The organism is Bradyrhizobium sp. (assembly GCF_049691595.1).
Taxonomy (GTDB): Bacteria; Pseudomonadota; Alphaproteobacteria; order Rhizobiales; family Xanthobacteraceae; genus Bradyrhizobium.
Window position 1 is genome coordinate 1 of sequence record NZ_JBAVNZ010000153.1, and the last position, 8,207, is coordinate 8,207.

Genomic DNA, 8,207 nt, shown 5'->3' on the forward strand with positions numbered 1-8,207 from the left:
AGAAGGCACGGGTCAGATTGATGTATTTGGTCGCGACCCGCATCCGCCGGTTGTGCTGTTCGCGGAAGCCGGAGGTGACGTCGTCGAGATCGGCCATGGTGCGGACGTCGATCCAGGCCTGCGGCACCGCGACCACGACATTGGCGCTGCCGAAGCCGAGATTGTCGATCAGGAGCACGCGCTGGTCGGCGTCCGCGATGCTTTCGCGCACCAGGTCTTCGCCGGTGACGCCGAGATGCACCGCGCCGCGGGAAAGCTGCGAGGCAATCTCGCTCGCCGAAAGATAGGCGATTTCGACATTGTCGAGCCCGGCGATGGTGCCGCGATAATCACGCGCGCCGCCCGGCTTCGCCAGCGAAAGCCCGGCATGGGTGAAGAACGCTTCGGCGTTTTCCTGCAAACGGCCCTTGGAGGGAACGGCGAGCACGAACGGCGCGGTCATGTCGCGCTCCCGCCCGCGGCGGGCTTGCCCAGTTCTGTCAGGGCCTCGACCCAGATCGAGAATCCGACGGCGGGGATCGGCGTCGCCGCGCCGAGCTGGGTCATCAGCCCGTCATAGCGCCCGCCGGCCACCAGCGGCTCGTTGCCGTTGCCCCGGGCGTGCAGTTCGAATTCGAAGCCGGTGTAATAGTCGAGGCCGCGCCCGAACGAGGTTGAAAAGCGCGTCAGGCGCGTATCGATGCCGCGCGCGGCCATGAAGCCGACGCGGCTTTCGAGCTGATCGATCGCCGCTGAAATGTCGAGCCTGGCGTCCTCGGCCAGCGCGCGCAGTTGCGCGATCGAATCGTCGGGGTCGCCCGCGATCGCGAGGAAGCGCTTGATGATGCCGAGCGCGTCGCGCGGCAGCGCGCCGCCCTTCAGCGTCGATTGTTCGAGGAAGCGGTCGGCGATCTCCGACACCGTGCGGCCGCCGACATTGGTGGTGCCGGCGATCGACATCAGGTCGGTCACCAGCGCCAGCGCCGCCTTGCGGTCGGAGCCGGCCAATGCGGCGAGCACGCCCGCATATTCGCTGCGGCCCGGAGCGGTTGCCAGCGTCAGCCGCTCGATATCCTCCGCAAGGCTGATCTTGCGGTTGAAATCCTTGATCAGCCGCCGCCGCCAGACCGGGTAGAGATCGAGCGCATTGATCAGCGCGTTGAACAAGGCGACGTCGCCGGTGCGAATTTCGACGTCCTTCAATCCGAATGCGGCGGTCGCCTCGAGCGCCAGCGCCAGCATTTCGGCATCCGCCGCGGCGCGATCCTGCCGGCCGAAGGATTCGATCCCGGCCTGCAGGAATTCGCTCGGCCGGCCGTGGCGATAACGGAACACCGGGCCGAGATAGCTGAAGCCCAGGGGCTCGCCGGCGCGGCCGGAGGCGAGATAGTCGCGGGCTACCGGAATGGTCAGATCGGGGCGAAGACAAAGCTCCCCGCCGCTCGCGTCGGTCGTCAGATAAAGGCTCCTGCGGATGTCCTCGCCGGAGAGATCGAGGAACGGCTCGGCCGGCTGCAGGATATCAGGCTCGGCCTGGACATAGCCGGCCTGCGCAAACGACAACAGCAGCGCCTCCGCCCAGGCGGCGGATCCGGCAGCACGATTTGTGGCGGCGGTCGCGGTCATCTCGACGTCCAGATATCCTCAAGAAAAGCCGGTTCCAGAGCAGCTGGCGCAGCCCTTAGCATGGCCAAAGCGGGGTTTCGACAGGGATTGGCCAAGGGGCTTAATGACAGGTGCCTTAACGGCTTATCAGGGAATTGCCTATCCCGGCCTGGCCCAGTCGCCGAGCGCGGCCTGGACCAGCGCCAGGGCCGCAACCGCGGCCGTATCCGCCCGCAAGATCCGAGGCCCCAGCGACAGCCGGAGGATATTTGGCTGCCGCAACAGCAGCGCGCGCTCTTCCTCGGCGAATCCGCCTTCGGGACCGATCAGGACCTCAACCCCGTTCGACGTGGTTAATCCGCGCAGCGCCTGCAAGGGGTCCGCGACACCGGCGGCCTCGTCGCAGAAGACCAGGAGGCGCCTGGCCTCGCGCTGGCTCACGAAGCGATCGAATGGAACGGGCTCGGTGACCTCGGCAAGGCTGATGATCCCGCATTGCTCGGCGGCTTCGACGACGTTGGCGCGCATCCGTTCGCGATTGACCCGCGAGACCTGGGTAAAGCGGGTCAAAACCGGCTGCAGCCTGGAGGCGCCCATCTCGACCGCCTTTTGCACCATGTAGTCGAGCCGGGCGTGCTTTAGCGGCGCAAACACGTAAGCGATGTCGGGCAGGCGGTCCTGTGGCCGGGTCCGGGTCACGATCGCGAGACTGTCGGGCCGTTTGCGGCCCGCAATCGATGCCTGCCACTCGCCGTCGCGCCCATTGAACACCAGGAGGGTGTCGCCAGCCGACAACCGCAGCACATTGCCGAGATAATTGCTCTGGTTCCGCTCCAGCGCGACCGTCTGACCCACACGCAAGGGGGCATCGATGAACAGGCGGGGGGCTCGAAAATCCAGTTCAGGCATTTGTGATGTCCAGTCCGTGCCGCCTTTTAGCCGAAAGGACTGCAATCGGGGCCAATTATCCTCGATCGGCGCGGCCCTACGCCGCGCTGTTGCCCAATTCCACGGGTTGTTAAGGGCGGGCAAGAATCGTAAAAACCCCGTCGGAATTGTGCTTCGATCGGAAGAAATTGGGGCCCGCTGGACTTGCCGGAGAACTACCCTTGATCATCCGTCGCCTGATCGTGCCGTTGACCATTGCCGCCGCGCTTCACGCCGGCCATGCCTTCGCGCAGGGCGCGTTTCCGGCGCCGCTGCCCGGTCAGGCCGCAGCGCCTGCGGGCGGTGCTTCGCCATTTCCGCCGGTGAACGCGGCGGCTCCATCGGCTACCCCCCGCGGAGGTCCGTCGGCGTTTCCGGGCAACGGAGCGGCTCCGGTCACCGGCTCGGCGTTCGAGCGTGGGCCGGCGCCTCCGACCGGCGGGGCGTCGGATCCCTGCATGAATGGATTCGTCCCCTTGCGCGAAGAGGCGGAGAAGCGCGGCAAGCTGATCAAGGCTGCCAGCGACCGGCACGCGCCGCCGGACGAAGCCTGCAAGCTGATCGGGAATTTCGGTCAGGCCGAAATCAAGATGATCAAATATATCGAAACCAATGCCGCCAAATGCGGAATTCCGGCGCAGATCGCCGACCAGCTCAAGGCCGGCCACAAGAACACCGAGGCCATGCAGAAGAAGGTCTGCGCGGTGGCGCAGCAGGCGCAGACGCGGGGACCGGCCGGCCCCAGCCTGAGCGAAGTGCTGGGCTCGGCGTCAATTCCGGAAGCGACGCCGACCAAAAAGGGCGGCAGCACCTTCGATACCCTGAACGGCAACGTTCTCGCGCGATGACCCGATGAGCGACGCTTCCGCCCGCGTTGCCGATGCCACCGGCAACTGGGTCGACACCCGCGCGCCGTCATGGTCGCGGCCTTACCTGAGGCTCTCCCGGCTCGACCGGCCGATCGGATCATGGCTGCTGCTGATGCCGTGCTGGTGGTCGGCGGCGCTGGCGGCCGCCGTCGCGCACGACGTCAGCCAATTGCCGTCCGTGATCGTGCTGTTCTTCATCGGCGCCTTCGTCATGCGCGGCGCCGGCTGCACCTGGAACGACATCACCGATCGCGATCTCGACGCCAGGGTCGAGCGGACGCGGTCGCGGCCGATACCGGCGGGACAGGTCAGCGTAAAGCAGGCTTTTGTCTTCCTGGTTGCACAGGCGCTGGTCGGATTGGCGGTGCTGTTGCAGTTCAATCGCTTTGCCGTGGCGACCGGGTTAGCCTCGCTGCTGATCGTCGCAATCTATCCCTTCATGAAGCGCATCACCTGGTGGCCTCAGATCGTGCTGGGCCTCGCCTTCTCCTGGGGCGCGCTGATGGGGTTTGCGGTGGTCCTCGGGAGGATCGATGCCGCGGCGCTGGCGCTCTATGCCGGCTCGATCGCCTGGGTGATCGGCTATGACACCATCTATGCGCATCAGGACGCCGAGGACGACGCGCTGATCGGCATCAAATCGACCGCGCGCCTGTTCGGCGCCCGCACGCATCAGGCGCTGGTGGTGCTTTATTCGCTCGCCGTGGTTTTGATCGGCGTGGCGCTTGTGCTGGCCGGCGTGCGCTGGCCGGCGTGGATCGGTCTTGCCGCGTTCGCGCTCCATCTGGCTTGGCAGATTACGCGGCTGGACATCAAAGATCCTGCGCGGTGCCTGCGCATCTTCAAGTCCAACCGCGACGCCGGGCTGTTGCTGTTTGCGGGATTGCTGTCGGACGCGGTGATGCGGGCGGGCGTGTAGGGTGGGCAAGCTTTCGCTTTGCCCACCCTTGTATGGGGACCGAGTTGTCAAGAGGGATTTTACCTAAGGCATAGCGGCGAACTCCGTTGTCACCGATTTGGCATGGGTAGTTTCTTTGTTCGACCGAGAGCCGTTTCTTCGTCCCGACCTTGCGTGGAGCGTCTCGCGCCGCGCACAGCCGCCGTCAAGGTTGGCCGTCGCGGGGTGCGAGCGGCAAGCGATGGCTTCGCCAGGCCACGCCTTGACGGCGGCGAGCACGGCGCGAGACTGGAGGGTCAGGACGAATGGTCGCAAGACGAGCGGCGGCGAGGCGCAAACCTGGACTGGGCCGTGATTGACGAATGCGGAAATCACCGCATCACCTTGTATCCGGTCCGGGTGCCAGACCCGGTACCCTGATCTTTCATGCACGGGTGAAAGCGAGGCCCAAAAAAGACGGGACCCATCTACGAAGGCGGTAATCAACCCTAGGGTGGGTACGGTCACGCGTCTGTCCTGGGTCGCGACGGTCGCCATGGCTTGCGGCCTGTTCAGAGGCTTCGGTACAGCACGGCGCCGGCCGGCACCACGCCCGTCTCGAGGTAGCGCCACAGCGCCACCATCAGCTTGCGCGCCACCGCCACGATGGTGATGCGCTTGACGCGGCCCTTGATGGCGCCCACCCGCTGCTGGTACCAGCGCGCCAGCTCGCTACCGGGCTGATGCTTGATCCACAGCCAGGCGAGTTCGATCGCCAACGTGCGGGCACGCCGGTTGCCGGCTTTGCTGATGCCCTGCTCGCGGCGGCTCTCGCCGCTGTCGTAGGGCATGCCGGTGAGCCCGAAATAACTGCCGACCTGGCGGCGATTGTCGAACTTGCGGTAGAACACCTCGTTGACCAGGACCGGTCCGCCAGATGGGCCGATGCCCTTGAGGTCCATGAGCTGCCCGATCTTGGCTTCGACCGATCCGATGGCGGCGGCGGCGGCGCGCAACTCGGCACTCTCCACCTCGATCGCCCTGATCTGCTGGACGACCAGGCTCAGTCGCTCGTACTCGCGCACGATCTCTTCCTTGAGCCGGGGTGGCAGCAGCCGGCCGTCACCCGTACGCATCTTCGCCAGCTCGGCGATGAAGCCCGGCTTGCGTACCATCGCATCGCGAATACCCTGCGCGTGCAGCAGACCGCCGATGCGGTTGGTGTGTGCCGTGCGTTCCTTCACCAGGCGTTCGCGCTCGCGCGTCAGCCGCTTGCGATCCTCGTCGTCCACCGAAGGCACGTGCAGCACGCTGCAGGTCTGCGGCTCGTCGCGCAGATAGGCCAGGAACGCCCGCGCCAACTTCTCCAGGTCGATCCGGTCGGTCTTGGCCCGCCGCGCCCGACGGTTCACCTCGATGCTCGATGGATCAATCTCGTGATTGATGACGCCTTGCTGCGTCAGCCAGCGGTGCAGCCAGTGTCCGTCAAAGCCCGCCTCGTAGCACGACAGGATCCGAACCGGCTTGCCGCCCTGTCCAGCCTTGGCGCGCAATTCCGACAACCGCTTCGTCAGCGCCGCCAAGTCACCTCCGTCAATCGTGTAGCGGCTCAGCTTCGTCGAACCTGGCAGCAGCACACCGAGCTTCCACTTCGCCTTGCTCAGTTCAAAAATCAAATGCGCCGTGGCATACTCGCCCGCGGTGGCGGGTGCGTCAGTGCGATCGAGCTTCGACATCTTGATCCTCCGGGGTTGGAAGGGTGGTGGAAAACCAATCTTACCCCCTGACCACCCGTCACCCCCATAGGATCTACGGCTGCTCCTTTGCATGGGGTTGTTTTCCATATTTTGAGGCGGACCCAGCTATTGATCGAATACGATCCGAGGCCGCCGTTCGATGCCAAGAAGAAACTGGAAGCTAAGTTACTGATTTTATTGGTTCCGGAAAAACGTGAAATCCACCCCGCGGTTCGTTGTTTCATCCACCAGGTCGGCCGTCAGGTCGGTACAGAACTCGCAATGACGGTTTTGATAGCACGCGCATTTGCGCGACCCGGTGGCTCGCAATGACGGCCCCCTGCACCTCACGCCGCCTCGACCCGCGCGTCGCCGACCAGCGCCGACAATGATCGCGCATCCGCAACCGTGCGCACGACCATCGGCTCGTTGCGGCCGCGGATCGCGACCTCCCGCTGCGGCAGCGCGTCGGCTGCGAGGCCCGCGGTGGCGCGGACCTCATCGGAGACGACCGTTTCGCAGGCGAGGCTCTTGGTCATATCCTGCAGCCGCGCCGCGACATTGACGGCGTCGCCGAGCGCGGTGAACACCATGTGGTCGCGGTAGCCGATGTCGCCGACGATCACTTCGCCGCCGTGAATGCCGATGCCGAAACGAACAGGTTCGCGCAGATCATGGCTGAGAAACGCATTCAATTCGTCGACATTGGCGGCGATCAACGCCGCCGCCTTCAGCGCCTGGCGGCAGGCGTCCCGGCGGCCGCTGGCGAGACCGAACAGCGCCAGCATGCCGTCACCGACGAACTGGTTGGGCTGGCCGCCCGCTTCGATCACCGCCTGCGACACCGCGCCGAGAAAGCGGTTGACGATGAAGACGGTGTCGAACGGCAGCCGCTTTTCCGCGAGCCGCGTCGAGCCGCGCATGTCCACGAACAGGCTGACGAGGTAGCGCTCCTGGCCGATCCGCGCCGGGTTCGACGCCGGCGCGCCGGCCGAGACCGCGTGCGGCAGGAACAACTGAAAGAACGACAGATCGGCCGCCGGCCGCAACTGGCAGGCGAGACGGATCGACGGATCGTCCGCCCCGACCCGGCTCAGCACGAAAGCCTCGCGCGGCGACGGCTCGGGCAGTCCGCCGCAGTCGCCGATGATGCGGATGCGGCAGGTCGAGCAGCGGGCGCGGCCGCCGCACACGCTGGCATGCGGGACGTTGTTGCGCAGGCTCGCCTCCAGCACGCTCAGTCCCTTCGGCACCCGAACGGTCCGGCCGTTGCCATAGGAAAGACTGATCATGCCGCCGCGGCGTTCGTTGATGGCGCGCGCCCCCTTGGCCAGCAGGACCACGACGAGCAGGCCGAGATAGAAGATCAGGAAATAACTCTCGATGTCGTTCAGTACGGCTTGTTCGGCCTGCGTACCGACCTTGCCCGGCGCGAGATTTTCCGCCCGCCATTCCGCGCTATCGCTGTCGACGACGTTGCGTCCGCCCTGATAGAGGCCGAGCATGGCCAGTGTCGGAACCAGCACCGCCGCGGCGAGCAGATACGGCGCGGCGAACTTGTAGAACGCCTTCATCCGCAGCCAGAAGCAAAGACCGATGCAGCCGTGAACCCAGGAGATGGTCAGGACCGCGTACATCAGCCACGCTTTGAATGGCCATACGATCCAGTAGGCGAAGAACACCTGCGGATAAAGCTTGTCGTGTCCGAACAGCGCCTGGCCGAGCCGCACGCCGACGATGTGGGTGATGATCAGCGCCGGAATGCTCAGGCCCAGCACCAGCTGCAGCGGCTCGATCGCCTTCCAGCGAAACTGGCGGCGCTCGTACAAAGCCCAGATCCCGAGCGCGGAATGAACCAGGCAGGCGGCGTAAAATACGATGGTGACGGGGAGCAATTGCCAGAACAGGGTGTGGAAATAGACGCCGCCGGCCAGCGCCTCCATCGAGATATTGCCGAGCGCGTGGTTGAGGAAATGGCTGACCAGATAGGCGAACAGCACCACGCCGCTGGCAAGGCGAACCTGCCGGAGGCTGATGCCGCGGAAAAGTTTCGCGATCTGTCTTGGGGAGAGAAGGGCCATGTGATCCACAGATCAGATATCGACAATATTAATGTTTTATTCCGCCAGGGGATATCTTCTTGCGTCGTCCCGGCGAACGCCGGGACCCATACTCCGCGGCCCCTCAATCGACGCCGCGGCCCAAGTCATTTTC

The 8,207-nt window shown here is 65.2% G+C and carries 8 protein-coding genes; 3 read left to right on the plus strand and 5 right to left on the minus strand.

The annotated features are described in order from the left end of the window. The 3 genes from hisG to WCE35_RS06745 form a co-directional block, all read right to left on the minus strand. On the minus strand, positions 1–442 hold a 442-nt coding region (gene hisG / locus WCE35_RS06735; protein ID WP_424592570.1), incomplete at its 3' end, for an ATP phosphoribosyltransferase. Further along, positions 439–1,605: an ATP phosphoribosyltransferase regulatory subunit gene (locus WCE35_RS06740; RefSeq protein ID WP_424592571.1), complete on the minus strand. Its 1,167-nt coding sequence runs from the start codon at positions 1,603–1,605 to the stop codon at positions 439–441. The genes WCE35_RS06740 and hisG, both read right to left, overlap by 4 nt. Positions 1,606–1,743: 138 nt before the next feature. Beyond that, on the minus strand, positions 1,744–2,493 hold the full coding sequence (locus tag WCE35_RS06745; RefSeq protein WP_424592572.1) for a 16S rRNA (uracil(1498)-N(3))-methyltransferase: 750 nt from the start codon (positions 2,491–2,493) through the stop codon (positions 1,744–1,746). A 203-nt stretch (positions 2,494–2,696) separates the two neighbouring features. Between WCE35_RS06745 and WCE35_RS06750 the strand changes: the two genes are divergently transcribed. Next, positions 2,697–3,359, plus strand: a complete 663-nt coding sequence (locus tag WCE35_RS06750) for a hypothetical protein (protein ID WP_424592577.1) — start codon at positions 2,697–2,699, stop codon at positions 3,357–3,359. Positions 3,360–3,363: 4 nt separating this feature from the next. Then, positions 3,364–4,299, plus strand: a complete 936-nt coding sequence (gene ubiA, locus WCE35_RS06755) for a 4-hydroxybenzoate octaprenyltransferase (RefSeq protein WP_424592573.1) — start codon at positions 3,364–3,366, stop codon at positions 4,297–4,299. A 530-nt stretch (positions 4,300–4,829) separates the two neighbouring features. On the opposite strand, the gene WCE35_RS06760 is transcribed toward ubiA, so the two are convergent. Then, positions 4,830–5,993: an IS110 family transposase gene (locus WCE35_RS06760; RefSeq protein WP_424592574.1), complete on the minus strand. Its 1,164-nt coding sequence runs from the start codon at positions 5,991–5,993 to the stop codon at positions 4,830–4,832. Positions 5,994–6,122: 129 nt separating this feature from the next. Between WCE35_RS06760 and WCE35_RS06765 the strand changes: the two genes are divergently transcribed. Then, entirely contained in the window at positions 6,123–6,326 is a 204-nt protein-coding gene (locus tag WCE35_RS06765; protein ID WP_424592575.1) for a hypothetical protein, read from the plus strand. A 14-nt stretch (positions 6,327–6,340) separates the two neighbouring features. On the opposite strand, the gene WCE35_RS06770 is transcribed toward WCE35_RS06765, so the two are convergent. Then, positions 6,341–8,074: an adenylate/guanylate cyclase domain-containing protein gene (locus WCE35_RS06770; protein ID WP_424592576.1), complete on the minus strand. Its 1,734-nt coding sequence runs from the start codon at positions 8,072–8,074 to the stop codon at positions 6,341–6,343. Between the last annotated feature and the right edge of the window lie 133 nt (positions 8,075–8,207).